Consider the following 240-nt stretch of genomic DNA (forward strand, 5'->3'; position numbering starts at 1 on the left):
CCCGGCAAGGACGGGTTGCAGGTGCTCGACAGTATTCGCCGCCGTAACAACCCGGTGCCGCTGTTGATCATTACCGCTCGTGACAGCCTCGATGACCGGCTGCGAGGCCTGGACGGCGGCGCAGACGACTACCTGCTCAAGCCCTTCGCCATGGCCGAGCTGCTGGCGCGAATGCGTGCGGTCATGCGTCGCAAAGGCGGTAGCGCGGCACCGCTGCTGGGCAATGGTGTGGTTTCGCTG

Annotated in this window: 1 protein-coding gene; it reads left to right on the plus strand. The window is 65.8% G+C overall.

Features of this window, described 5'->3' with window-relative positions:
- Positions 1 to 240: response regulator (locus SB752_RS33210; RefSeq protein ID WP_410719631.1), on the plus strand; the 240-nt coding region annotated here is incomplete at both ends.

The organism is Brevibacillus sp. SIMBA_040 (genome assembly GCF_046535075.1).
Classification (GTDB): Bacteria; Bacillota; Bacilli; order Brevibacillales; family Brevibacillaceae; genus Brevibacillus.